This is a genomic window from Serratia marcescens (genome assembly GCF_001902635.1).
Lineage (GTDB): Bacteria > Pseudomonadota > Gammaproteobacteria > Enterobacterales > Enterobacteriaceae > Serratia > Serratia marcescens_F.
This window is the reverse complement of record NZ_MJAO01000003.1, coordinates 16,831-42,124: the sequence shown is the minus strand read 5'-3', so window position 1 is coordinate 42,124 and position 25,294 is coordinate 16,831. Positions and strand designations below refer to the sequence as shown.

Below are 25,294 nucleotides of genomic sequence, written 5' to 3'. Positions count from 1 at the left end.
GCCGCAAAAGGCCTACTTAACTGGAGGTAGTGTACCTAACTCTGGCGGGATAAACCAAGATAACGCAAACGCCCGGCATAACCGGGCGTTTGTTTCGAGCAGGCTGGGCTTAGCGGCCGCCGATAGGTGGAATGAAGCTGACGCCCATATCCCACGGCTGTTCGATCCAGGTGTCCTGCGGGATATCTACCACGTAGTCGTCCACCAGCGGGCGGCCCGCCGGCTTGGCGAAGATGGTGACGAAATGCGCTTTCGGGTACATATCGCGGATCGCCTTCGCGGTGCCGCCGGTATCCACCAGATCGTCCACCACGATGAAGCCTTCACCGTCGCCTTCGGCGCGCTTGAGCACTTTCATTTCGCGCTGGTTGTCATGGTCGTAGCTGGAAATGCAGACGGTGTCCACGTGGCGGATGCCCAGTTCGCGCGCCAGCAGGGCCGCCGGCACCAGACCGCCGCGGCTTACGGCAATGATGCCCGTCCATTTGTCGGCAGGCAGCAGGCGGTGCGCCAGCTTGCGTGCGTGCATTTGCAGCATATCCCAGGTAACAACGTATTTTTCGCTCATAGAATCGTGTCCCAGCCGGCGGTGAAGCGGCTTACTTTATAGTTCAGGGGAAAAAAGGTTGCGCGAGATTATAGAGACTGGCCGCGTTGAATTCCAGATGTACCGAGGAAAACCTCGCGATTTCCGTCGAGGGGTGCGACGGTGATTGATGCTGAAAAAACGAACGTTCCCGCAGCGAAGCCGTGTGATCAAGCGCTTAAACCGCACAATACGGGGCGCGCACCGCCGGAAATAAAGTGATATTCTCTGGGGATCGTGCACGACGCACAGATGCCCACTCACCTTAACCGCGCGGCACGCCCGTCCTGTCGGAGCCTGCCGTCACAGGAGACTTATAGTGTCTGAATTGTCTCAGCTTTCGCCACAGCCGCTGTGGGATATTTTCGCCAAGATCTGTTCTATCCCGCACCCTTCTTATCATGAAGAAGCGCTGGCGCAGCACATCCTCACCTGGGCCAAAGAGAAGAACCTGCACGCCGAGCGCGATCAGGTCGGCAATATCCTGCTGCGCAAACCGGCCACCAAAGGCATGGAAAACCGCAAGCCGGTCGCGCTGCAGGCGCACCTGGACATGGTGCCGCAAAAGAATAACGACACCGTGCACGACTTCGCCAAGGATCCGATCCAGCCTTATATCGCCGGCGAGTGGGTGAAAGCGCGCGGCACCACGCTGGGCGCCGACAACGGCATCGGCATGGCCTCCGCCCTGGCGGTGCTGGCCGACGACAGCGTTGAGCACGGCCCGCTGGAAGTGCTGCTGACCATGACCGAAGAGGCCGGCATGGACGGTGCCTTCGGGCTGCAGCCAAACTGGCTGCAGGCGGACATCCTGATCAATACCGATTCCGAAGAGGAAGGCGAAATCTACATGGGTTGCGCCGGCGGTATCGACTTTATCACCACCCTGCCGCTGCAGCGCGAAGCGGTGCCGGCCGGTTACCAAACCCTGAAACTGACCCTCAAGGGCCTGAAAGGCGGCCACTCCGGCGCCGAGATCCACGTCGGTCTGGGCAACGCCAACAAACTGCTGGCGCGCTTCCTGTTCGCCCATGCGGCGGCGCTGAACCTGCGCGTGTTGGATCTGAACGGCGGCACCCTGCGCAACGCCATCCCGCGTGAAGCCTCCGCGGTGGTCGCGGTGCCGGCGGACAAAGCCGACGCGCTGAAAGCGCTGAGCCAGGAATTCCTGGCCGTGCTGCAGAACGAACTCTCCGCCAAAGAGAAGAACATCACCGTGCTGCTGGAGCCAACCACCAGCGCTTCGCAGGCGCTGAGCGCCGACAGCCAGCAGCGTTTCCTGGCGCTGCTGAACAGCACGCCGAATGGCGTGATCCGCATGAGCGACGCGGTGAAAGGCGTGGTGGAAACCTCGCTGAACGTCGGCGTGGTCACCACCAGCGAAAACGAAGCGGAGATCATCTGCCTGATCCGCTCCCTGATCGACAGCGGCAAAGACTACGTGGTCGAGATGCTGACCGCGCTGGGCCAGCTGGCCGGCGCCAAGGTGGCGCCGAAGGGCGGCTACCCGGGCTGGCAGCCGGACGCCGACTCGCCGGTGATGCACCTGGTGCGCGAGCTGTATCAGGACCTGTTCGACAAGACGCCAAACATCATGGTGATCCACGCCGGTCTGGAATGCGGCCTGTTCAAAAAGCCGTATCCAAACATGGACATGGTGTCAATCGGGCCAACCATCACCGGCCCGCACTCGCCGGATGAGCAGGTGCATATCGAAAGCGTCGGTCTGTACTGGAAGCTGCTGACCTCGCTGCTGAAAGCAATCCCTGAGCGCGCGTAAGCTGCGCGCTTAACGCAAAAAGCCGGCGACCGCCGGCTTTTTTATTCCCAAGGCAGCGCCAGCTGCCGCTCCAGCTGCGGATCGAGCAGCGTCACGTGCAGCCCCACCAGCCGCACGCCGCGCCCTTCGCGCCGCTCGCGCCACGCCTGCCGCGCCACCTCCAGCAAATCCTGCCGGTTCAGCACCGGGAACACGTGCTCCTGGGTGGTTTGCTGAAAATCCTGAAACTTCAGCTTCACGCCCTGCCGGGCGATGTGCAGATCCGGTTTCACCTTGCGTAGCCGCATCTCCAGCTCGGGATAGAGTTTGTCGATAATCAGCGTTTCGCAATCTTCCCAGTCATGAATGTCTTCCGCCAGCGTGCGCTCCACACCGACCGATTTACGCAGCCGCTCCGCCGAGATTTCACGCGTATCGATGCCCTGGCACCGCTCCCACAGCACCCGGCCGAACTTGCCGAAGCGCTTAAGCAGCTGCGCCAGATCGTATTGCTGCACGTCGGCGCAGGTGATGAGCCCCACCTCCTCCAGCCGTTTGGCGGTTACCTTGCCGACACCGGGGATCTTACTGAGCGGCAGCTGTTGCAAAAACGCCGGCACCTGCGCCGGCGTGATCACGTATTGCCCGTTCGGCTTGTTCATTTCGGAAGCGATTTTGGCGAGAAACTTGATCGGCGCGACGCCAGCCGACGCGGTGAGGTTCAGTTCGTCAGCGATCGCCTGGCGTATCTCCTGGGCGATCAGCGTCGCCGAGCCGTTGCATTGCAGGCTGTCGGTCACGTCGAGATAGGCTTCATCGAGCGATAACGGCTCAATCAGCGGGGTATAGCGGGCGAAGATTTCACGGATATGCAGCGAGGCCTCTTTGTAGGCCGCCATGCGCCCCGGCAACAGGGTGAGATGCGGGCACAGCTTGAGCGCCATCGCCGTGGACATGGCGCTGTGCACGCCGTAGCGCCGCGCCGGGTAGTTGGCGGTGCTGATCACCCCGCGCCGATCGGCGCTGCCGCCAATCGCCAGCGGGATATCGCGCAGGCTGGGATCGTCGCGCATTTCCACCGCCGCGAAGAAGCAGTCCATATCGACATGAATGATTTTACGCATCGCACCCTCCAGTAACACTGTATAAGTATACAGTCAGATACCGAAAGCTCAAGGCCGCAGGGCTCGATGAAAGCGCCGTTTCCGTCAGATATTTCCGCGTTGTTAAAAAAGCTTAATTTTTCAATAGTATGATTTCCGCCATCCGTGCGGCTCACCATAACGATAACGACAAGGTACCCTATATGATCAGATTTTCTCATTGGCTGCTGGCCTCCGCGCTGTCACTGAGCGCGTTGGCGGCCAGCGCCGCCGCCGGTCATGCGCCGGCGATCGTCGCCCACCGCGGCGGCACTGCCGATGCGCCGGAAAACACCCGCATCGCCATCGAAACCGCGCTGAAAAACGGCGCCGACGCCATCTGGATCACCCTGCAGGAATCCAAAGACGGCGTTATCGTGCTGTATCGCCCTTCGGATCTGAAGGCGCTGACCGACCGGCAGGGCCCGGTCTCTGCGTATACCGCCGCACAACTGGCCGAGACCGACGCCGGCTGGGCGTTCGCCAAGGGCGACGCACACCCGTTCCGCGGCCAGGGCATCGGCATTCCGCGGCTGGACGACGTGCTTAAAGCGTTTCCGCACGTCACCTTCTATCTGGACATCAAATCCCCGGATGCCGATCCGGCGCAGTTCGGCCAGGCGCTGCTGGCGACGTTGCAAAGTACCGACAGCCTGAACCGCACCCGCGTCTACTCCACCGACGCCAAATACCTGCAGGCGCTGCCGCCGGCCATCCCGCGCTTTGAAAGCCGCGACGAGACCCGCACGCTGCTGGCCAACGTCACCATGGCGCACCAGTGCGACGTCAAACCGGATAACCGGCAGCCACGCTGGTACGGGCTAGAGCTGAAGCGCGAGGTGGAAGTGGTGGAGAAATATACCCTCGGCGAAGGGCGTTCGAAGGCATTTCTGACCTGGGATAAAGAGTCGATGGACTGTTTCCGCTCGCAGGGCCCGGCGCACATCATCCTGTTCGGCGTCAACACGCCGCAGGAGTATCAGCAGGCGCTGGCGCTGGGTGCCGACGGCGTGATGGTCAACTCCCCGGCCGACGCGCAAAACTTCCGCAAGGCGAAATAAAAAACCCGGCCAAGGCCGGGTTTTCGCTATAGCTACAGAATGCGGTGCTTTTCCAACTGCTCGCGCCGCTGCGCCGCTTTGGCTTCGCGCTTTTTGCGCGCGTCGCAGGGTTCAGGGCAGTCGCAGACTTTCTCCATGCCCAGCGCAGTGATGCCGCCGCAGCTGCCCTGCAGGCTTTTGCGTTTGAACACGTAACCCAGCGACATCCCGCCGACGATCAGCAGGAACAACACGAAGGTGGCGGCGAATACCGTCAGCATAACAACCTCACGAACTCTTTTTCAGATAGGGCTTGAACGCGTCCGAATAGCGCTCCTCAAACCCGTCGGCGGTTTTGACGATCATGAACACCGGGATACCCAGCAGGTTGGCCAGCGCCATACCGCGTTCCGGCCCCATCACGTTCAGACCGGTGGACAAGCCGTCGGCGGTCATACAGGTCGGGCTCAGCACGGTGATCGACACCAGCCGATGATGGATCGGCCGGCCGGTGACCGGATCGATGGTGTGCGAATAGCGCACCCCGTCCTGCTCGAAGTAGTTGCGATAGTCACCCGAGGTGGCGATCGACATCTCCCCCGGCTGGATCACCAACTGCGCCTGCTGCTGCGCGCCGGCGGTCGGGCGCTCGATGGCGATGCGCCACGGCTTTTGTTCGCCGTTGCGCCCGCGGGTGCGGACTTCACCGCCGATATCCACCATGTAGTTTTGCACGTGTTGCGATTGCAAATACTCCGCCACCACGTCCACGCCGTATCCTTTGGCGATCGACGACAGGTCGACATACAGCTCGGGGATGCTTTTCACCAGTGCGCTGCCCTGCACCGCCAGTTTATCGGCACCGATCCAGGCGCGGCGGTGCGCCAGCTCCGCTTCGCTCGGTACTTTATCCGGCCGCCCTTCCGGGCCGAAGCCCCACAGGTTGACCAGCGGCCCGACGGTCACGTCCAGCGCGCCGTCGGTGACGCGGTTGATGCGCAGCGCTTCGCGCACCACTTCGGCAGTGGCCGGCGAAACCGGGAACGGCCGGTCAATGTCGCGGCTGGCGTTGAAGCGGCTCAGCTCGGAATCCGGCCGGTAGGTGGACATTTGGTCGTTCACCTGTTCCAGCCGTTTGTCGATCTCCGCCTGCATCTCGCGCGCCGACGGCGTATCGTCGCCGGTCACGTAACGGATCGAATACGAGGTGCCCATGGTTTTACCCATCAGATCCACCTGTTCCGGCCCGCAGCCGGTCAGCAGCAGGGTGGCGCTCAGCGCCACGCCCGTCAGCCAGTTCTTCATCGCCAATGCGCGCATTTAGCCACCAAAGTCATCCAGCATAATGTTTTCGTCTTCGACGCCCAGATCTTTCAGCATCTTGATCACCGCGGCGTTCATCATCGGCGGCCCACACATGTAAAACTCGCAGTCCTCCGGCGCCGGGTGGTTCTTCAGGTAGTTCTCCAGCAGAACATTATGGATAAAGCCGGTGTAGCCGGTCCAGTTATCTTCCGGCTGCGGATCCGACAGCGCCACGTGCCAGGTGAAGTTGTCGTTCTCCGCCTGCAGCTGGTTGAAATCGTCTTCATAGAACATCTCGCGCAGCGAACGCGCGCCGTACCAGAAGGTGATCTTGCGCTTCGCGTTCAGGCGCTTGAGCTGATCGAAGATGTGCGAACGCATCGGCGCCATGCCCGCGCCGCCGCCGATAAAGATCATTTCGGCGTCGGTCTCCTTGGCAAAGAACTCGCCGAACGGCCCGGAGATGGTCACCTTGTCACCCGCCTTCAGCGACCAGATATAGGAAGACATAATGCCCGGCGGCACGTCCGGATTGTTCGGCGGCGGCGTGGCGATACGCACGTTGAGCATGATGATGCCCTTCTCTTCCGGGTAGTTGGCCATCGAGTAGGCACGCACCGTGGTGTCGTTCACCGTCGAACGGTAGCGGAACAGGTTGAACTTGTCCCAGTCGCCGCGATACTCCTGCGGCACGTCGAAGTCGGCGTAGCCGATGTCGTGCGCCGGCGCTTCGATCTGGATGAAGCCGCCCGCGCGGAACGGCACGTCTTCGCCATCGGGGATCTTCAACTTCAGCTCTTTGATAAAGGTGGCTTTGTTATCGTTGGAGATAACCTCGCACTCCCATTTCTTCACGCCGAAGATCTCTTCCGGCAGCTCGATCTTCAGGTTCTGCTTCACGTTCACCTGGCACGCCAGGCGGCAACCCTCTTTCGCTTCGCGCTTGTTGATGTGCGAGAGCTCGGTCGGCAGGATATCGCCGCCGCCCTCTTTGATCACCACCCGGCACTGGCCGCAGGAACCGCCGCCGCCGCAGGCCGAGGAGACGAAGATGCCCTGGCTGGAGAGCACGTTAAGCAGCTTGTCGCCCGCCGGCGCCTGGAAGCTCTTATCCAGATCGCCGTTGATCTCCACCGCGATGTCGCCGGTATTCACCAGCTTCGATTTGGCGAACAGGATCAGCAACACCAGCACCATCACGATGGCGGTGAACATTGCTACGCCTAAAATAATTTCCATAAATTCTTCCCGCCTTTACAACTGAACACCGGAGAAGGACATGAAGCCCAGCGCCATCAGTCCGGTGGTGATAAAGGTAATGCCCAGGCCGCGCAGTCCCGCCGGCACGTTGGCATACTTGAGTTTTTCGCGGATCCCCGCCATGGCGACGATCGCCAGCATCCAGCCGGTGCCGGAGCCGATGCCGTACACCACCGATTCGGCGAAGTTGTAGTCGCGCTGCACCATGAAGGACACGCCGCCGAAGATGGCGCAGTTCACGGTGATGAGCGGCAGGAAGATGCCGAGCGCGTTATACAGCGACGGGAAGAAGCGATCGAGGATCATCTCCAAGATCTGCACCAGCGCCGCGATCACGCCAATGAAGGTGATGAAGTTGAGGAAACTCAGATCGACGCCTTCCACCAGCGCGCCGTCGCGTAGAATCAGGTTGTAGACCAGGTTGTTCACCGGCACCGAAATGCCGAGCACAATGGTGACCGCGATGCCCAGGCCAAAGGCGGTCGAGACCTTCTTCGACACCGCCAGGAAGGTACACATCCCGAGGAAGAACGCCAGCGCCATGTTCTCGACGAACACCGCGCGCACAAACAGGCTGATATAGTGTTCCATCGGCCTTTACTCCTTTTCGATCTGCGCCGGCTTCAGGGTGCGCAGCACCCAGATCAGCAGGCCGATGATGAAGAACGCGCTCGGCGCTAGCAGGAACAGGCCGTTCGGCTGATACCAGCCGCCGTTCTGCACCGTTTCCAGCACCGGAACGCCAAACAGCTTGCCGGAGCCAATCAGCTCGCGCAGGAAACCGACCAGCACCAGGATCACCCCGTAGCCCAGCCCGTTGCCGATGCCGTCCATAAAGCTCTCGATCGGCGGCGACTTCATGGCGTAGGCCTCGGCGCGCCCCATCACGATACAGTTAGTGATGATCAGGCCGACGAACACCGACAGCTGCTTGGAGATCTCGAACGCATAGGCGCGCAACAGCTGATCGACCACGATCACCAGCGAGGCGATGATCGCCATCTGCACGATGATGCGCACGCTGTTGGGAATATGGTGACGGATCAGCGAGATGAAGAAGCTGGAGAATGCCGTGACCAGCGTCACCGCAATGGTCATCACCACCGCCGTCTCCAGCTTGGTGGTCACCGCCAGCGCCGAACAGACGCCCAGCACCTGCAGGGCGATCGGGTTATTGTCGAACAGCGGCCCCAGCAGGACCCGCTTTATCTCTTTGGAATCAGCCATTTTTCAGCGCTCCTTCACGAACTTTTTTCAGGAACGGGCCGAAGCCGTGCTCGCCCAACCAGAAATCAAACGTATGCTGCACGCCGTTGGAGGTCAGCGTGGCACCGGACAGGCCGTCCACCCCGTGCACATCCCCCTGACGCGCGCCGCCTTTCACCACGCGGATCGCCGGCTGGCCGTTGTCGTCGAACAGCTGTTTGCCGACCCACTGCTGGCGCCAGGCCGGGTTCTCGACCTCACCGCCCAGCCCCGGGGTTTCCCCCTGGTCGTAGTAAGTGATGCCCTTGACCGTGTTGCCGTCGTTATCCAGCGCCACGAAGGCGTACATCATCGACCACAGGCCGGTGCCGTATACCGGCAGCACAATCTTGTTCACCTGGCCGCTTTCATCGCGCACCAGGTAGATTTCCGCCTGGTTGCTGCGGCGCTTGATGCCGGCCGGATCGTCGCCCGCCGCCAACGCCGCGCTCCTGGCGTCGTCGCGCAGTGCGGCGCCCAGATCGAAGGCCGCCGCCTTGCCAGCGACAAACTCACCGCTGTTCAGATCCACCAGGCGCGGTTCGATGCGTTCGCTGTACAGGCTCTTGACCTGCTCGCTCTCCATTTTCGGCTGCAACAGGCCGGCGACGTCGAGAATATTGCGCTGCTTATCGAGCAGCTTTTGTTCCTGCTGTTTGGACTTCAGGCCGACGGCGGAACCCGCCACCACCACTGAACACACCAGACACAGCAGCAGCACTACCAGCAGCGTTTTACCGATGCCGTCGTTTTTCGCTTCATTCGCCACGGGCTTTTCTCCGCTTGATGTTGGCCTGCACCACCAGGTAATCGAACAGCGGTGCGAACAGGTTGGCGAACAGGATCGCCAGCATCATGCCTTCCGGATAGGCCGGGTTGACCACCCGGATCAGCACGCACATCACGCCGATCAGAATGCCGTACCACCATTTCCCCTTGTTGGTGAAGGAGGCGGAAACCGGGTCGGTCGCCATAAAGATCATGCCGAAGGCGAAACCGCCCAGCACCAGATGCCAGTACCACGGCATGGCGAACATCGGGTTGGTCTCGGAGCCGATGGTGTTGAACAGCAGGGCGGAAGCCACCATACCGAGCATCACGCCGGCGACGATGCGCCAGGAGGCCACGCGGCCGAACAGGATAATCGCCCCGCCGATCAGGATCATCAGCGTGGACACTTCACCGACGGAGCCAGGAATGTTGCCGAGGAAGGCGTCCATCCAACTGATGGACTGGCCGGTGGCCACGTTGCTCAGACTGTGCGCCCCGCCTGCGCTCCACTGCGCCAGCGGTGTCGCGCCGGAGAAACCGTCCGCGGAGGTCCACACCAGATCGCCGGAGATCTGCGCCGGATAGGCGAAGAACAAGAAGGCGCGGCCGGCCAACGCCGGGTTGAGGAAGTTGCGCCCGGTGCCGCCGAAGATCTCTTTGGCCACCACCACGCCGAAGGTGATGCCCAGCGCGGCCTGCCACAGCGGCAGGGTCGGCGGCACGATCAGCGCAAACAGGATAGAGGTGACGAAGAAGCCTTCGTTGACCTCATGCTTGCGGATAATGGCGAACAGCACTTCCCAGAAACCGCCGACGACAAACACCACGGCATAGATCGGCAGGAAGTAACAGGCGCCCAGCACCATCTTGCTGACCCAACCTGCGTCGGCCGCCAGAGAGGCGCCGAGCCACTGCGCCAGGCGATAATGCCAGTCGCCCGCCAACACCTGCTGCAGCTCATCGCCGCTGTACAGATGGTGCAGCGCCGGGATCGCCTGCTGGCCGACGTTGTACATGCCCCAGAACATCGCCGGGAACACCGCCAGCCACACCAGGATCATCATGCGTTTCAGATCGATGGCGTCGCGCACATGCGAAGCGCCGCGCGTCACCGTGCCGGGGGTATAAAACACCGTGGTGGTCGCTTCATACAGCGGATACCACTTTTCCAGTTTTCCGCCCGGCGTGAAGTGATGCTCTATCTTCTCAAAAAAATTCTTCAGGCCCATCGGTTATCCTTCCTGCTCAATCTTGGTCAGCACCTCGCGCAGCACCGGCGCGTACTCATACTTGCCGGGGCAAACGAAGGTGCACAGCGCCAGATCTTCCTCGTCCAGCTCCAGGCAGCCCAGCGCCTGCGCGCTGTCGCTGTCACCCGCCAGCAAATCGCGCAGCAGCAGAGTCGGCAAAATGTCCAGCGGCATCACCCGCTCGTAGTTGCCGATCGGCACCATGGCGCGCTCGCCGCCGTGGGTGGTGGTCGAGAAGGCGAACAGTTTGTTCTTCAGGAAATGGCCCAGCGTGGTGCGGGTAATGGAGAACTTGTTCGGCGAAGGCACGATCCAACCGAACAGCTCTTTGTCGCGCCCTTCTTCCAGCACCGACACCTGCGAATGGAAGCGGCCGAGCCAGGCATTCGGCCCGGCGGCGTGCATGCCGTTCAGCACCGAACCGGAGATCACCCGGTTCTCGCCGTCTTTCAGGCGGCCGGCGGTCAACTCATCGAGGCTGGCCCCCAGGCGGGTGCGCAGCAACGCCGGCTGCGCCACCTGCGGCCCGGCCAGCGCCACGACCCGCCGGGTATCGAGCTTACCGGTGGTGAACAGCGTGCCGATGGCGATCACATCCTGATAGCCGATGTGCCAAACGGTTTTCTTCAGGCTGACCGGTTCAAGGAAGTGAATGTGAGTGCCGACCAACCCGGCAGGGTGCGGCCCGGCGAATTCATTGTAGGTGACCTGCGGGCCCGCCTGCTGACCGAACGAGGCGCCGGCGGCGTGGCACACGTGCACCTTGCCCGCCGTCAACCGCGCCAGCACCGCCAGCCCGGCGTTAAACGCCGCCTGCTGTTCGGCGATGATCACCTGCGGATCGGCGGCCAACGGCTGGGTGTCCATGGCGGTGACGAAAATGGCGCGCGGTTCGCTGCCGGGACTCGGCGTTTTGCTGAACGGACGAGTGCGCAGCGCGGTCCACAGGCCGCTGGCGATCAGTTCGCTCTCGACCTGCTCGCGCGGCAGCTGGGCCAACTCACCCAGCGGATAGTGCGCGAACTCGAGCTGATCGTCACCGCCGTTTTCCAGCGCAATCACCACCGATTGCAACACGCGCCGCTCGCCACGGTTAATCGCGGCGATGCGGCCGCTGGCGGGAGCCGTGAAGAAAACCCCGGGGTTTTTCTTATCTTCGAACAACGCCTGGCCTTTCTTAACGGTATCGCCTTCCTGCACCAACATGGAGGGGCGCATTCCGACATACTCTGCCCCAAGCAGGGCGACATGCTGAATGTTCGGGCCGTCTTGGATCGCCTGAACCGGAGCTCCGGCTATCGGCAGATCTAACCCTTTTCTGATTTTAATCATAGGATTTATACGATGTTGTTTGGTTTACACGTCTGACCGGCCCCAGAGGCGGGTGCTGACGATGCCAGGATTGCCGGACAGTGCGCAGGGCGGCACGCCCAACATGAGCTTTCTCGCAGTGAAAAAATGGGGTAACGCGCATTCCCTTGATCCCTCCCCTTTCCGTTGTTTGCGCGGCAGTCAATGTGTTAACAGCCTGTAGCCAAATAACCATCAAAACGGCCGGGTTATATGCCATAACTCCCGCCGCTTCAATCGCCACAGCGCGTTAAATTGAAGGGGGAATATTAACATTGTTCGCAACATTGTTCTGCGTTCCGTAGTGACTTGGGTCAAGCAAACGCAATTAAATTTCGCCTGTTTTTCACTACTTATCGTTAAAATCTGCCGGTCATTTCACTTTTATCGAGCTTTGTCTTTTTTTTATACATATCACGTATTGCTAAAAATAAACGCGCTGGTAATCTGGCGGTGTTTTTACGCAGTAAAACAATAATCAGTGGCATGCTGGCCAGGTTCATTGCGCCGGCAGATAAATATAAGCAGGAATAATTAATGAGCAAAATCGCGCTGTTGTTTGCGATGCTTGTTTCTATGCCGATGATCACGGCCTGCAGCGCCAGCGAGCAGGTACCCGAAGCACCGGTAGTTAAACAGCAATTAGTCGGTTCACCGGTCTATATTCAGATCTTCAAAGAGGAACGCAAACTGGAATTGTATGCCAAAATGGGCAATGAATTCCGCCTGGTCAACACGTTCCCGATCTGTAATTTCTCTGGCGGGCTGGGCCCTAAACGCCGTGAAGGCGACTTTAAAAGTCCGGAAGGCTTTTATAGCGTTGACGCGCGTCATCTGAAACCCGACAGCAAGTATTATCGGGCGATTAATATCGGTTTCCCTAATGATTACGATAAGTCGCAGGGCTATTCCGGCGCTTATCTGATGATCCACGGCGAATGTAAATCGATTGGCTGTTACGCGATGACCAATACCTATATGGATGAGATCTATCGCTACGTCGAAGCCGCCTTCGCCTATGGCCAGGGCCGCGTCGACATCAGCATCTACCCATTCCGCATGACCGAGCAGAACCTCAAGCGCCATGCGTCATCCAGCTATATCGCCTTTTGGCGCCAGCTGAAGCCGGGCTATGATTACTTCGCGAAGAACCACCAGCCGCCGATGATGACCGTGGACAACGGCCAGTATGTGCTGGGTCAACCGTTGATGAGCAGCGGCCAGATGACGCAGTACGCGTCAGCCAGCCCGACGCCCAACACCAACCCCTTCGCTCAGAACAAGCCGCTCACCGAAGTGAAATAACGCGAACTCGCCTGGCTCAATCTTGTGCCAGGTTTCGTTGGCGGTCAGCGGTTGGGTGGCAATCACCGTGACCACATCGTTCGGTGTGGTCTGCTGCTGAAAATCGATTTCTACGTCCTGATCGAGCAGCGTCGCCTTGCCGAAAGGCGCGCGGCGCGTGATCCAGTACAGGTTGGTGGAACAATACGCCATCACGAAGCGCCCGTCCGACAACAGCATGTTGAATACCCCTTTCTTGCGCAGCTGGCTCGCCAACAGGCCGATATAGCGGAATACCGCCGGCCATTGGCTCGGGGTGCGCGGGTATTTCAGCGCCAGCTGATGCAGCAGCCAGCAGAACGCGTATTCGCTGTCGGTCTGGCCGACCGGGCGGAACGTGCCGGTATCCAGCTGGCGGTAGCCTTTCAACTGGCCGTTGTGCGCGTAGGTCCAGTTGCGGCCCCACAGTTCGCGGGTGAACGGGTGGGTGTTTTCCAGCGCCACTTCGCCGCGGTTGGCCTGGCGAATATGGGACACCACCGCGCAGGACTTGATCGGGTAGTCCTGCACCAAACGGGCGATCGGCGAGTTGAAGCTCGGCTGCGGATCCTTGAATGTGCGGCAGCCGTTCCCCTCATAAAAGGTAATGCCCCAGCCATCCTTATGCGGCCCGGTGCGGCCGCCGCGCTGTACCAGGCCGGTAAAGCTGAAGCAGATATCGGTCGGTACGTTTGCGCTCATCCCGAGCAGTTCACACATCGCCAGCACTCCTTAACCACACTGACACGTTCTATGCGGGCGCGGCATGCAGCGCCCGCAGTCTCATTCATGGGGAGCCGCAGCCCCCCGAAGGCTATCAAGCCTTAACCATCTCTTTTTCGATCAGCTGAATCAAGATGTGGATCGCTTTGATGTGAATTTCCTGAATGCGATCGGCGTAGCCGAAGTGCGGCACGCGAATTTCCACATCGGCGGAACCCGCCATCTTGCCGCCGTCCTTGCCGGTCAGGGTGATCACTTTCATCCCCTTGGCGCGCGCTGCGTCGATGGCCTTGATGATGTTGCCGGAGTTGCCTGAGGTGGAAATGCCCAGCAGCACGTCGCCTTCGCGGCCCACCGCCTCCACATAGCGGGAGAACACATACTCGTAGCCGAAGTCGTTGCTGACGCAGGACAGGTGGCTAACGTCCGAGATGGCAATCGCCGGGTAGCCCGGGCGGTTTTCACGGTAGCGCCCGGTCAGCTCTTCGGCGAAATGCATCGCGTCACAATGGGAACCGCCGTTGCCGCAGGAAATCACTTTACCGCCGGCTTTGAAGGAATCCGCCAACAGCACCGCCGCGCGTTGGATGGCGTCGATGTTGGCGTCGTCATTGATAAATTTCGCCAGGGTATCAGCCGCTTCGTTCAGTTCACTGCGAATAAGGTCGTGGTACATGAGGAACCTCTTGTTATCGTCAAATCTTCCGCTCCGCAGTGTACCGGATCGCGGAAACAGCGAGAAGCATTCTCAGCCAAACAGCGCCGCAGTTCAGGAGGCGATAAGGTTTTTGATGATTGGTGCTGTCAGTTTGTGACCTGAGTTGTAATTAAACTGTAAACGCATTGATAAAAATTCGGCCTTGTACTAAAACCTATTACATACACACAACAGGTCAGACCTCTTACTACTTCGGAGCTTCTTATGATGGTTCTTAGTATTGTCGTTTTACTGGCTCTCCTCGGCGTGGTGTTCTACCACCGAGTGAACCTTACCCTCAGCAGCCTGATCCTGGTGGCGTACACCGCCGCTATGGGCGCTATCGGCCTGTGGAGCTTCTGGCTGTTGCTGCCGCTGGCGATCGTGCTGCTGCCGCTGAACCTTTCCTCTTTGCGTCGTTCCCTGCTCTCCGCACCGGCGCTGCGTGCCTTCCGCAAGGTAATGCCGCCGATGTCCACCACCGAGAAAGAAGCGATCGACGCCGGCACCACCTGGTGGGAAGGCGATCTGTTCCGCGGGGCGCCGGACTGGAACAAACTGCACAGCTATCAGAAACCGCGCCTGACGGAAGAAGAGCAGGCGTTTATCGACGGCCCGGTGGAAGAAGCTTGCCGCATGGCCAACGACTTCCAGATCACCCACGAACTGGCCGATCTGCCGCCTGAACTCTGGGCTTACCTGAAAGAACACCGCTTCTTCGCGATGATCATCAAGAAAGAGTACGGCGGTCTGGAATTCTCCCCTTACGCTCAGGCGATGGTGTTGCAAAAACTGGCCGGCGTTTCCGGCATCCTGGCGATCACCGTCGGCGTACCGAACTCCCTCGGCCCAGGTGAATTGCTGCAGCACTACGGTACCGAAGAGCAGAAAAACCACTATCTGCCGGGCCTGGCGCGCGGCGATGAGATCCCTTGCTTTGCCCTGACCAGCCCGGAAGCGGGTTCCGATGCCGGTGCCATTCCGGACGTCGGCACCGTGTGCATGGGCGAATGGCAAGGCAAACAGGTACTGGGTATGCGCCTGACCTGGAACAAGCGCTACATCACGCTGGCGCCGGTCGCCACCGTACTGGGCCTGGCGTTCAAACTGCATGACCCGAACCGCCTGCTGAGTGACAACGAATCCCCGGGCATCACCTGTGCGCTGATCCCGACCAGCACGCCAGGCGTGGAAATCGGCAACCGCCACTTCCCGCTGAACGTGCCGTTCCAGAACGGCCCGACCCGTGGCACCGACGTGTTCGTGCCGATCGATTACATCATCGGCGGCCCGAAAATGGCAGGTCAAGGCTGGCGTATGCTGGTTGAATGTCTGTCGGTCGGTCGCGGCATCACCCTGCCGTCCAACTCTACCGGCAGCCTGAAATCCATCGCCCTGGCGACCGGTGCCTACGCGCACATTCGCCGTCAGTTCAAGATCTCCATCGGCAAGATGGAAGGGATCGAAGAGCCGTTGGCGCGCATCGCCGGCAACACCTATGTGATGGACGCCGCCGCTTCGCTGATCACCTATGCGCTGGTGCAGGGCGAGAAACCGGCCGTGCTGTCGGCCATCGTCAAATACCACTGTACGCACCGCGGCCAGCAGTCAATCGTTGACGCCATGGACATCGCCGGCGGTAAAGGCATCATGTTGGGCGAATCCAACTTCCTGGCTCGCGCCTATCAGGGCGCACCGATCGCCATCACGGTGGAAGGCGCGAACATCCTGACCCGCACCATGATGATCTTCGGTCAGGGCGCGATCCGCTGCCATCCGTATGTACTGGATGAAATGGCGGCGGCGCAGAGCAACGATCTGAACGCCTTCGATAAATCACTGTTCGGCCACTTGGGCCACGTCGGCAGCAACAAGGTGCGCAGCTTCTGGCTGGGCCTGACCAATGGCCGCACCAGTGCCACGCCGACCAAGGACGCGACCCGTCGCTACTATCAGCAGTTGAACCGCCTGAGCGCCAACCTGGCGTTGCTGTCGGACGTTTCCATGGGCGTGCTGGGCGGCAGCCTGAAGCGCCGCGAGCGCATCTCCGCTCGCCTGGGGGACATCCTCAGCCAGATGTATTTGGCTTCCGCCGTGCTGAAACGCTTTGATGACGAAGGCCGTCAGAAAGAAGATCTGCCGCTGGTGCATTGGGGCGTGCAAGACAGCCTGCATAAAGCCGAACAGGCGCTGGATGACCTGCTGCGCAACTTCCCGAACCGCTTTATCGCCGGTGCGATGCGCTTCGTGGTCTTCCCGTTCGGCCGCGTGCATACCGCACCGTCCGATCGTCTGGATCATCAGTTGGCCAAGATCCTGCAAGTGCCTTCCGCAACCCGCAGCCGTCTGGGACGCGGTCAGTACCTGACGCCGAGCGAGCATAACCCAATCGGCCTGCTGGAAGCGGCGCTGGCCGACGTGATGGCCGCCGAGCCGATTCACGAACGTCTGTGCAAGGCAGTCGGCAAAAATCTGCCGTTCACCCGTCTGGATCGTTTGGCGGAGCGCGCGCTGGAAGAAGGCAAGATCAGCGCCGACGAGGCGAAGATCCTGGTGAAAGCCGAAGAGAGCCGCCTGCGTTCCATCAACGTGGACGACTTTGCGCCGGATGCGCTGGCGGCCGCCAAGCCGGAAAAGCCGGCGGCGCAGTCTAAGCGCCAACAGCAGACCGAAGCGGCTTAACGCTAGTTCCAACTTCACACATCCAAGGGGCGATCATCATCGCCCCTTTTTCTTTTCTTGCATCATGAACTGCGCACCACGCCGCAGGTTGGCGCAACGGCGGGGTTCGCCCCGCCCGTTGGCCGATGGTGTCAGGCAGGATCCACGAGCCCCCGTCTTTTCAACCGCTGACCGTCAGTTTGTCGTAGCCGCGCAGGCGGTAATTCACCACCGACACCAGCCAGCAGAAGATGAACACGGCGATCACCCAATAGCCCATCTCCCCCAGATGATCGTTGAGCCGCACGACGGCGTCCCACAGCGGGCCGGACAGCGCCAGCTTGTCGGCGATAAGCCCGAGCGCTTCGATGCCGCCGATAAACACTGCGATGATCACCGACGCCGCCGTAATGGTCATGTTGTAGTACAGTTTGCGGATCGGTTTGGAGAACGCCCAACCGTAAGCGCCAATCATCACGAAGTTGTCGATGGAGTCGATCAGCGCCATCCCGGCGGCGAACAGCGCCGGGAACAGCATGATGCTCCACAAATTCATGCCATGGCCGGCGCCGGCGGCCGAAATCCCCAGCAGCCCGACTTCGGTGGCAGTGTCGAAGCCCAGGCCGAACAAGAAACCCACCAGGTACATGTGCCAGCTCTGGTTCACCAGCCTGAACAGCGGGCGGAAACAGCGCGCCAGCACACCGCCGCCGCTCATCAGCAGATCAAGCGATTGGTGCGCAGGCAACTCGCCCGCCTTCACCTGCCGGAACGCGCGCCACACGGAGATCAGCACCAGCAAATTGATAAAGGCCACCGTGAGCAAAAACAACGAAGACACCAACGTGCCGATCAGGCCGCCGGTTTCATGAAACCAGTCCATCTGACGGCTGAACATCATCGCCGTCGCGGCAATGGCCGCCGAGGCCAGCACCACGATGGTCGAGTGGCCGAGCGAGAAGAAGGTGCCGACCGCCACCGGCGTTTTGCCCTGCTGCATCAGCTTGCGGGTCACGTTGTCGATCGCGGCGATATGGTCAGCATCCACCGCATGGCGCAGGCCAAAACTGTAGGCCAATAAGGCGGTGCCCATCAGCGCGGCATTGTCTTTGAACACCACCAACGCCAGCAGCCAGACGATGACGTTGATCGCCACCAACCCCAGCAGCAGGGATACCGCCCGTCGCCGGGCCGTACCGTGCAATCCTTCGGAAATTACCGCCATACCCACACTCCTGTTTTATCGTTATGTTCAAATCAATGGATTAGCGCCGTGCCGCGATCACCGCCGGATTGGCGCTTAAAAACAACCAGGACGCGATCACGAACGGCATGGTCAGCGACGGCATGCCCAGCGGGGCCAACAGGGTATTGAAAGCCCCCTGCACCAGCACCGTGAAAATCACGCCGAGCAGCGTATAGATCAACACCCGTCGGCCGGGTGGGTTGAAGACAGAGCCCAGCGCCACCGCCGTCAGCACCGCGCTGAACGCATACAGCCCGGCGAAGACCGCCTGCGGATCGGCGCCGATCGCCAGCGATGTGGCCACCGCCAGCAACGCGCCGAAAAAACCCAGCAGCATCGCACGCGGCGACGAAACCGCCAGCCCGAGCAACAGCAGTACGCCACCGCTCACGCTGCTGCACAAAAAGACCTGGGAGACACCGTGCAACGTGCCGCTCAGCATCTCCGCTACGCCGGGATGCGCATTGAAGATGGCGCCGTCGGCCGGGATAGCCGCCGCCGGCAAGCGTACATGCCGCAGATGGCTGAACGGGTAGCTGGCCAACAGCACCGTCCAGGTGGTCAGCACGAAAGGCGCCGTCAGCGCCGCGATCTTCCAGGTGCGCAACAGCCGATTGAGGCCGACGGTGACGATCACCGAGATCGTGCTGCTGAACATCACGCCGATCCACAGCCAGGCCGAGGGCAGCAAAAAGGTCGGCAGCGCGGCACCGACCAGGCAGCCGTTGTAGCCATACAGGCCAGAGCGCAACGCCGTGCGATCGTCCACCAGCCACGCCGCGCTCAGCGTCGCCACCGCAGTACCCAGCAGACAGCCGAAGGCCACCTGCGGCAACCCTTCCTCATAGGCGCCCACGAAAATGGCGATAAAGAACAGTAATCCGGTCAACGGATTATTTTGAAACATCACCTGCGAACAGCCGCGCAGCACCGCATCCGTCGCCGCCGCTATCCGGCTGTGGGCGCATAACCCCGCCCAACTCCACTTTGTCGTCATGACCGCTTCCCGCTGCAGATTAGCGCCAGATAAAGGGCTCGGGCAGCGTCACGCCCAGGATCTCTTCCCGGGCAACGCGCCAGAAAACACGGATGGCCGCCTTCACCTGGCGCGCCTCTTTGCCCAATGCCTTAAAGATCAGCCCGCACTCATTGGGCAACCGGCTAACGCCGCTGGCGATCCCCTCACCCTCGTCATAATGAGGCGCGATGCGATCGAGGATCCGCTGATGGTGCTCGGGCGGCGTCAGCAGGATCACATTGCCAAACACGTCGAACGGCCCCATCACGCCAATCCCGTTCAGCGGGTGTTTATGCGGTTCCAGCACATAGCGTTCGACAAACAGCGTCTTGCCCTCCGGGCGGCAGGCGCTGATGCGCGAGGAGTACACGTCGAATCTGAAGCCGCGATCCGCCTGATGATGCTTGCGCCCCGACATCAGGATCTCGCCGTAGAGCAGCGTCGCCGTCGGGTGCAGCGTAATACGGGTATCGGTAATGAAACGCGAACCGCAGTGGGGGATCACCGGATCGGGCATCATCTCCAGATAGCTGCCCTCTTCGAGCGTCAGCGTCTGCATCTGCGCCGCGTAGTTATTTTCCATGGCGTGGATCTTGGTCGCCGATTGGGTGGTGACATGCCCGCAGGCCTGCGGGGCAACCTGCACCTCGAGCGTCAGGCGATCGCCCTGCAAGATGCACCCCGAGGTGGAGATGACGAACACGCACGGCATCTGCGGCAGCGCCTCGTCCCAATACAGCGCCCGTTGCACCAGAAACGGCACCCGCCGCTCCATCTGCCGCAGCACGCTGCGATGCCCACTCAACGCAAACCCCAGCCGCAGATAGCCGGTTTTGCCGACGCCACCGCTGGCCATTTGCGGCGGCTCATCCTGATAATCGGCCAACTCCGGCGCATCGGCGCCAAGCTGCGCGACGCGCCTCGCGGCTTCGCTAACCGCCGTCATACCGCCGCCGAGGGCACATGGGTGAACAGGAAATCGCGCATGATCATGTCCACCAGCTCGTCGATGCCTTCGCCGGTTTTGCAGTTGGTGAGAATATAAGGCCGCTCGCCGCGCACCACGCGGGTATCGTGTTCCATCACCGCCAGGCTGGCACCGACATAGGGGGCCAGATCGATTTTGTTGATCACCAGGATGTCGGCCTGCACCAGGCCAGGGCCGTTTTTGCGTGGGATCTTTTCCCCTTCGGCGACGTCGATGACATAGATATAAAAGTCCGCCAGCGCGGGGCTGAAGGTCAGCGTCAGGTTATCGCCGCCGCTCTCGATCATCACCACGTCGCTCTCCGGGAAGCGGGCCTCCATCTCCTCTACCGCCGCGATGTTCATGCTCGGATCCTCGCGCACGGCGGTATGCGGGCAGGCGCCGGTTTCCACGCCCAGAATTTTCTCCTCGTCCAGGATCCCCTTGAGCGTGCGCTTGACCTGTTTGGCGTCTTCGGTGGTGACGATGTCGTTGGTAATGATCAACGGGCTGATGCCCCGCTCAATCAAGCGCGGCGTGATGACTTCAATGATCGCGGTCTTGCCCGAGCCTACCGGGCCGCCGATACCGATGCGGGTAATTTTTTTCACTCTGATCGTTCCTTATTATCAGTTGCTGAACAGTCGGGTAAATGCGCCGACGTGCAGTGCGGCCAGGACATCGGTCACCGGCACGTAAGAGGCCATTTGTTCAACGCCGCCGCGTTCGGCTTCGTCACAGAAAACGTCAATGTCCCGGTTGAGTTGAAACAGGATGCGTTGGGTGTCGATATGGGTGATGCGCATCAGGCGCATGGCGGCGCTGAGAATGGTCATCGCCACGCCGTACTGGTGCATCACCGCCACCTCGCGCGGGCCGGCGCCCAGCGCCGTCATCACCACCGCTTGCGTCACCGGATAGGTACCGGCGACGCGGCCGGTTTTGATCTGCTCAAGCCACCAGACCACCTGGGGTTCATCGCAGATGGCCGCCGCCATTTCCGCCAGCTTTTTTCCCATCCGCACCACCATATTGCGGCCCTCCTCGTTCAGCTTACGGTTGAACAGCGCCCAGTCGTGCCCGATAGCCGCCTCGCGATCGCCGGCCTGCAGCGCCCGGCAGGCCGCCGCCACCGCCCGGCCGTCGCCGCCCGCCGCCTGCTGCAAGGCGGTGCGGGTGAACGATTGCAGCGTGTCGGCATCGCGCACGATGCCGGCCTGGATCGCCGACTCGACGCCGTTGGAAAAAGCGAACGCCCCCACCGGCAGCACCGAGTCGGCAAATTGCAGGATACGAATCAACTTAACGGCGTTCATTTCAGTTTGATCACATGCTGGCCGAGGAATGGGCTGTCGACATGCACATGGGTGGCGGAATCCTCCGCGCCGCCGAACAGCAGGCGCGCTTCAGGCTGGGTCAAATGCGGCAAAATGCTTTCGCCCTTCACGAACGAATAAGGCAGCGCGTGGAAACCGTGGGTTTTCATCACCGAATCCATCACCTTGGTCGCCACCGTCAGCGGAATAAAGATGCGATCGCCTTTGATCACCGATTTCCAGTGCTGATTGCCCAGCGCATGCCCCAGTTCGAACGCGGTCTTCAGCACCGTCGCCATATCGGTCGCCAGCAGCGACTGCAAGTGGATCACCATCACGTCGCGCAGGTTCATCTGCACCACCACCGCGCTGCGGTTCGCTTCGTCCCAGAGCAGCACGTCGCCGTCGGCCAGCACCTGATGACGATCGAGTGAAATGCCGAGATCCTGGCCATCGCGAGTGGTCTTGCGGCAGCGGCTTTTCTGCGCCTCCCACTGCGAAAGCGCCAGCACGTCCAGCGAGGCGTGTTGCAAGCGTTCGCGCCAGTCGGCATCCCGTTTGATATTGCCGAGTATCTTTTCAATCACGATCATGAGCGGCGGTTCCTAGCTGAAGAAATAGCGTTGATTAAGCACGGCGGTGGAGATGGGCTTCACCGTGGCGTGTTCGCCGTTGACCTTGACCGCGAAGGTTTCGGGATCCACCTCGATGTTCGGCGTTTCCGCATTGCGCACCATGTCCTGCTTGGAGATCGCCCGGCAGTTATGCACCGCCATCACCTGCCGCTCCAGCCCCAGTTTCTCTTTGATGCCGTCGTGCAACGCGGCGCCGGAGACGAAGGTAACGCAGGTTTCCTGCAGCGATTTGCCCATGGCACCGAACATCGGGCGGTAGAACGTGGGCTGCGGCGTCGGCAACGACGCGTTGGGATCGCCCATCACCGCCCAGTTGATCATCCCGCCCTTGATCACCAGCTTCGGCTTGGCGCCGAAGAAGCGCGGCTCCCACAGCACCAGATCGGCCATCTTGCCGACCTCGACCGAACCCAGCACGTGGCTGATGCCCTGCGCAATCGCCGGATTGATGGTGATCTTCGCCACGTAGCGCAACACGCGGAAGTTGTCGTGCTCCGCGGCGTCTTCCGGCAGCTTGCCGCGCGCGACTTTCATCGCGTGCGCCGTCTGCATCACCCGCAGCCAGTTTTCGCCGACCCGCCCCATCGCCTGGGAATCGCTGGAAAACATCGACAACACGCCCATGTCGTGCAGCACGTTTTCCGCCGCGATGGTTTCCGGCCGCACCCGGCTTTCGGAGAACGCCACGTCGGCCGGCACATTGGGATTGAGGTTGTGGCACACCATGATCATGTCGAACAATTCGGCCTGGCTGTTGATGCCGAACGGCAGCGTGGGGTTGGTGGAGCTGGGCAACACGTTCATCTGCGCGGCAACTTTGATGATATCCGGCGAGTGCCCACCACCTGCGCCTTCGGTGTGGAAGGTGTGGATGGTGCGCCCTTCAAAGGCGTCGATGGTGTCCTCGACGTAACCGCCTTCGTTCAGGCTGTCGGTGTGCACCGCCACCTGAATATCCATGTCGTCGGCCACCCGCAGCGCGTGACGCAGCGCGGAGTTGGTGGCACCCCAGTCCTCATGCACTTTCAGCCCGGCCACGCCGGCGGCAATCTGTTCGACCAGCGGCGCGGCGTGCGAAGCGTGCCCCTTGCCGAGCATCCCCACGTTGACCGGCATATTCTCGAAGGCGCGCAGCATGCGGTGGATATGCCAGGGCCCGGCGGTCACGGTGGTGCCGTTGGAGCCGTCGGTCGGCCCGACGCCGCCGCCGAAGAACGTCGTCACACCGTTGGAGAGCGCATGCGCCGCCTGCTGCGGCGAAATGAAGTGAATATGCGTATCGATGCCGGCGGCGGTCAGGATCAGGTGCTCACCCGAGATGGCGTCGGTGCTGACACCCACCACCATACCGGGCGTGACGCCGTTCATCATCGCCGGGTTGCCGCTTTTGCCGATGCCGGCGATCAGGCCGTTTTTGATGCCGACGTCCGCCTTGATCACCCCTTGCCGGGCGTCCAAAATCGTCACGTTGGTAATCACCAGATCCAGCACGTTATCGCTGGTTAATCGGTTGTCGGCGCCCATGCCGTCTCGCAGCGACTTGCCGCCGCCGTAGACCGATTCCTCGCCGTAGCCGCGCAGGTCTTTCTCTATTTCAATAAACAGTTGCGTATCGCCCAAACGAATTTTATCGCCGGTGGTTGGGCCGAACAGCCCGGCATATTCTTGCCTGGAGAGGGTTGGCATACGTTATTCCTCGCTGGTTTTCGGCGGCGCCTGATCGAGATTTTTATAGCCCAGCTCAATAGCTCGCTTTACATCTATCGTTTTCTTTACTCTTTCACCGGCCGCTACCGGGCTGTCGCCCGCCCAACCGTCCACCAGATTATTAAAACCATAAACCGTTTGTTTGCCGCCGATGGCAATAAGCGCCACCTCAATCTCATCACCGGGTTCAAAACGGATCGCCGTCGTGGCGGTGATATTCAAGCGCTTACCAAAGGCGGCGGCGCGATCGAATTGCAACGCTTTGTTGGCTTCAAAGAAATGAAAATGCGAACCGACCTGAATAGGCCTGTCGCCGGTGTTACGCACCGTTAAAATAAGGCTTTCGCGATCTTCATTGAAGGTAATGGGGCTTTCGGACAGGATATAGCCGCCAGGCGGCACGTGCTTTTCTAGGTCATGTTTTTTCATCGAAATACCTGTGCTGATAAGGTTTATCCGTGGCAATCAGGAACGCAAACCGCACTTACTGAATCGGATCGTGCACCGTCACCAGGCGGCTGCCGTCGCTGAATATCGCCTCGACCTGCACATGCGGGATCAGGTCCGCCACGCCGTCCATTACGTCATCACGGCTCAATACCTGCCGCGTGTCGTTCATGACTTCTTCCAGCGTTTTTCCCTCGCGGGCGCCTTCCAGCGCTGCGGTGGTAATAATCGCCACCGCTTCGGGATAATTCAGCTTTATCCCTCTGGCCTTTCGCTTTAATGCGACGTCGGCCAGGGTATAGACCATCAACTTTTCAATTTCTCTTGGCGTTAATTGCATGGGGCACTCCGATCTCGATAGGAATAATCAGACAAAACGAGGCCAAAGGTGATTAATAGTTAATAACCTTGCGTTATTTATTTGCGTTTATCTGACCCTCGAACAATCTAGGAGGTAATATTGAGATGTTCAACCCACAACTTTATTCACGTTAGAGCATGAGTTATCCCACGCCATAAAAAAGTAACGGTGATATGATAGTTTTTATCGATAAAATTTCTTTTTTTCTCTTTCTGTTTCCACAATAAAACGATCAAAAAAAGCACAAACCACCCTGTTTTATTTTCACCAGCTCAATGAAACCCAGATAAATAAACGTTACCGGCGTTGCATCACCAAGATTAAAGACATGTAACCAACGGTCAGGAAATATAATTAAATTTACAAATGAGACGCATGCAAAAATACATTTTTAGTTAAAAAAAATTTATCGATTCTATTGCTGATGCCAATAAGTTCTTAAAAATAAAAAAACCGGCCGCAGCCGGGTTTACCTCATTACCGAG

The 25,294-nt window shown here is 60.2% G+C and carries 25 protein-coding genes; 4 read left to right on the top strand and 21 right to left on the bottom strand.

What is annotated here, in order from left to right; genetic code table 11:
- Positions 1–109: 109 nt before the first annotated feature.
- Complete coding sequence (gpt, locus tag BHU62_RS03295) at positions 110–568, bottom strand: xanthine phosphoribosyltransferase (RefSeq protein ID WP_073529150.1); 459 nt, start codon at positions 566–568, stop codon at positions 110–112.
- Positions 569–905: 337 nt separating this feature from the next.
- Here gpt and pepD point away from each other — a divergent pair, with 337 nt between their 5' ends.
- A complete protein-coding gene (pepD, locus tag BHU62_RS03290; protein WP_073529149.1) occupies positions 906–2,366 on the top strand; it encodes a beta-Ala-His dipeptidase in 1,461 nt (486 codons plus the stop codon).
- Positions 2,367–2,407: 41 nt separating this feature from the next.
- Here pepD and dinB read toward each other — a convergent pair whose 3' ends face one another.
- Positions 2,408–3,469 carry a DNA polymerase IV gene (gene dinB / locus BHU62_RS03285; protein WP_073529148.1) on the bottom strand — a complete coding sequence of 354 codons (1,062 nt, stop codon included), beginning with the start codon at positions 3,467–3,469 and terminating at the stop codon, positions 2,408–2,410.
- Between the two features lie 182 nt (positions 3,470–3,651).
- Between dinB and BHU62_RS03280 the strand changes: the two genes are divergently transcribed.
- A complete protein-coding gene (locus BHU62_RS03280) occupies positions 3,652–4,548 on the top strand; it encodes a glycerophosphodiester phosphodiesterase family protein (RefSeq protein WP_073529147.1) in 897 nt (298 codons plus the stop codon).
- Positions 4,549–4,580: 32 nt separating this feature from the next.
- Here the strand turns inward: BHU62_RS03280 and nqrM are convergent, their stop codons facing one another.
- The 8 genes from nqrM to BHU62_RS03240 are packed head-to-tail and all read right to left on the bottom strand — an operon-like array spanning position 4,581 to position 11,690.
- Positions 4,581–4,808, bottom strand: coding sequence for a (Na+)-NQR maturation NqrM (gene nqrM / locus BHU62_RS03275; RefSeq protein ID WP_016928987.1), 228 nt, complete (start codon positions 4,806–4,808; stop codon positions 4,581–4,583).
- 7 nt (positions 4,809–4,815) lie between these two features.
- Positions 4,816–5,847 (bottom strand): FAD:protein FMN transferase, encoded by a 1,032-nt coding sequence (locus BHU62_RS03270; protein ID WP_073529146.1) that lies wholly within the window; start codon positions 5,845–5,847, stop codon positions 4,816–4,818.
- Complete coding sequence (nqrF, locus tag BHU62_RS03265; RefSeq protein WP_073529145.1) at positions 5,848–7,071, bottom strand: NADH:ubiquinone reductase (Na(+)-transporting) subunit F; 1,224 nt, start codon at positions 7,069–7,071, stop codon at positions 5,848–5,850.
- 15 nt (positions 7,072–7,086) lie between these two features.
- Positions 7,087–7,683, bottom strand: a complete 597-nt coding sequence (gene nqrE / locus BHU62_RS03260; protein ID WP_015376732.1) for an NADH:ubiquinone reductase (Na(+)-transporting) subunit E — start codon at positions 7,681–7,683, stop codon at positions 7,087–7,089.
- 6 nt (positions 7,684–7,689) lie between these two features.
- Complete coding sequence (locus BHU62_RS03255) at positions 7,690–8,319, bottom strand: NADH:ubiquinone reductase (Na(+)-transporting) subunit D (RefSeq protein WP_004930232.1); 630 nt, start codon at positions 8,317–8,319, stop codon at positions 7,690–7,692.
- A complete protein-coding gene (locus BHU62_RS03250; protein WP_073529144.1) occupies positions 8,312–9,106 on the bottom strand; it encodes a Na(+)-translocating NADH-quinone reductase subunit C in 795 nt (264 codons plus the stop codon). The genes BHU62_RS03255 and BHU62_RS03250 overlap by 8 nt, the downstream gene beginning before the upstream one ends.
- Positions 9,096–10,337: an NADH:ubiquinone reductase (Na(+)-transporting) subunit B gene (locus BHU62_RS03245; protein ID WP_073529143.1), complete on the bottom strand. Its 1,242-nt coding sequence runs from the start codon at positions 10,335–10,337 to the stop codon at positions 9,096–9,098. Before BHU62_RS03245 ends, BHU62_RS03250 begins: the two co-directional genes overlap by 11 nt.
- A gap of 3 nt (positions 10,338–10,340) precedes the next feature.
- Positions 10,341–11,690, bottom strand: coding sequence for a Na(+)-translocating NADH-quinone reductase subunit A (locus BHU62_RS03240; protein WP_073529142.1), 1,350 nt, complete (start codon positions 11,688–11,690; stop codon positions 10,341–10,343).
- Between the two features lie 555 nt (positions 11,691–12,245).
- Between BHU62_RS03240 and dpaA the strand changes: the two genes are divergently transcribed.
- Positions 12,246–13,013 carry a peptidoglycan meso-diaminopimelic acid protein amidase gene (gene dpaA, locus BHU62_RS03235; RefSeq protein ID WP_073529141.1) on the top strand — a complete coding sequence of 256 codons (768 nt, stop codon included), beginning with the start codon at positions 12,246–12,248 and terminating at the stop codon, positions 13,011–13,013.
- Here dpaA and BHU62_RS03230 read toward each other — a convergent pair.
- Together BHU62_RS03230 and lpcA are read right to left on the bottom strand one after the other, a co-directional pair.
- Positions 12,948–13,751: a class II glutamine amidotransferase gene (locus BHU62_RS03230; RefSeq protein WP_004930222.1), complete on the bottom strand. Its 804-nt coding sequence runs from the start codon at positions 13,749–13,751 to the stop codon at positions 12,948–12,950. The two genes, dpaA and BHU62_RS03230, sit on opposite strands and share 66 nt — an antisense overlap.
- Positions 13,752–13,848: 97 nt before the next feature.
- Positions 13,849–14,430, bottom strand: coding sequence for a D-sedoheptulose 7-phosphate isomerase (gene lpcA / locus BHU62_RS03225; protein WP_004930220.1), 582 nt, complete (start codon positions 14,428–14,430; stop codon positions 13,849–13,851).
- A 246-nt stretch (positions 14,431–14,676) separates the two neighbouring features.
- Between lpcA and fadE the strand changes: the two genes are divergently transcribed.
- A complete protein-coding gene (gene fadE, locus BHU62_RS03220; RefSeq protein WP_073529140.1) occupies positions 14,677–17,133 on the top strand; it encodes an acyl-CoA dehydrogenase FadE in 2,457 nt (818 codons plus the stop codon).
- A gap of 160 nt (positions 17,134–17,293) precedes the next feature.
- Here fadE and BHU62_RS03215 read toward each other — a convergent pair whose 3' ends face one another.
- Genes BHU62_RS03215 through BHU62_RS03175 form a run of 9 tightly spaced genes read right to left on the bottom strand, consistent with a single transcriptional unit; the run spans position 17,294 to position 24,788 of the window.
- Positions 17,294–18,337: a HoxN/HupN/NixA family nickel/cobalt transporter gene (locus BHU62_RS03215; protein ID WP_073529139.1), complete on the bottom strand. Its 1,044-nt coding sequence runs from the start codon at positions 18,335–18,337 to the stop codon at positions 17,294–17,296.
- A gap of 40 nt (positions 18,338–18,377) precedes the next feature.
- Complete coding sequence (gene yut, locus BHU62_RS03210; RefSeq protein WP_073529138.1) at positions 18,378–19,355, bottom strand: urea transporter; 978 nt, start codon at positions 19,353–19,355, stop codon at positions 18,378–18,380.
- Positions 19,356–19,374: 19 nt separating this feature from the next.
- Entirely contained in the window at positions 19,375–20,322 is a 948-nt protein-coding gene (locus tag BHU62_RS03205; protein WP_073529137.1) for an urease accessory protein UreD, read from the bottom strand.
- Entirely contained in the window at positions 20,319–20,954 is a 636-nt protein-coding gene (ureG, locus tag BHU62_RS03200; protein WP_073529136.1) for an urease accessory protein UreG, read from the bottom strand. Before ureG ends, BHU62_RS03205 begins: the two co-directional genes overlap by 4 nt.
- An 18-nt stretch (positions 20,955–20,972) precedes the next feature.
- The gene (locus BHU62_RS03195) at positions 20,973–21,659 is read right to left on the bottom strand and encodes an urease accessory protein UreF (protein WP_073529135.1); all 687 of its coding nucleotides are present in this window, start codon (positions 21,657–21,659) and stop codon (positions 20,973–20,975) included.
- A complete protein-coding gene (gene ureE / locus BHU62_RS03190) occupies positions 21,656–22,252 on the bottom strand; it encodes an urease accessory protein UreE (RefSeq protein ID WP_073529134.1) in 597 nt (198 codons plus the stop codon). The genes BHU62_RS03195 and ureE overlap by 4 nt, the downstream gene beginning before the upstream one ends.
- A gap of 12 nt (positions 22,253–22,264) precedes the next feature.
- Entirely contained in the window at positions 22,265–23,980 is a 1,716-nt protein-coding gene (locus tag BHU62_RS03185) for an urease subunit alpha (RefSeq protein ID WP_073529133.1), read from the bottom strand.
- A 3-nt stretch (positions 23,981–23,983) separates the two neighbouring features.
- Positions 23,984–24,430, bottom strand: a complete 447-nt coding sequence (locus BHU62_RS03180) for an urease subunit beta (RefSeq protein ID WP_088776029.1) — start codon at positions 24,428–24,430, stop codon at positions 23,984–23,986.
- Between the two features lie 55 nt (positions 24,431–24,485).
- Entirely contained in the window at positions 24,486–24,788 is a 303-nt protein-coding gene (locus tag BHU62_RS03175) for an urease subunit gamma (RefSeq protein ID WP_049271933.1), read from the bottom strand.
- Positions 24,789–25,294 lie beyond the last annotated feature (506 nt).